Raw genomic sequence first — 604 nt, forward strand, 5'->3', positions numbered from 1 at the left:
TGAGCAACATGGCCAAGGCGGCACGCGAGGCCATGGGCACCGGGAAGCTGCAAGCCTTCGCCGATCGTGGCTACTTCTATGGCATCGAGCTCAAGGCCTGCGAGGACGCGGGCATCACACCTACGTGCCCAAGCCGATGACCTCGGGGGCCAAGGCTGCGGGGCGCTTCGACAAGAGCGACTTCATCTACATCGCCAAGGAAGATGAATACCAGTGCCCCGCCGGCGAGCGCGCCATCTACAGGTGCAACACATTGGAGAAGAACGGCAATGCGCTGCGCGTCTACTGGACCAGCGCCTGCCCCAGGTGCCCGATCAAGGATCAGTGCACGACAGGCGACTACCGACGCATCCGTCGATGGGAGCACGAAACGGTGCTTGAGCGCGTGCAGCAAAGACTGGACAAGAAGCCCGATGCCATGACACTGCGACGGCGCACCGTGGAGCACGTCTTCGGCACGCTGAAACACTGGATGGGCTCGACGCACTTCCTGACGAAGACGCTGGCGCATGTGGGCACCGAGATGAGCCTGCATGTGCTGGCGTACAACCTCAAGCGGGTGATGCGGATTCTGGGGGTGGCGAAGATGATGAAGGCGGTGCGC

Annotated in this window: 1 pseudogene; it reads left to right on the forward strand. The window is 62.6% G+C overall.

The features are described 5' to 3' along the window. A pseudogene (locus AC0IYU_RS34790) lies at positions 1 to 604 on the forward strand (transposase); the annotation flags it as partial.

This window comes from Variovorax sp. AC103 (assembly GCF_979254005.1).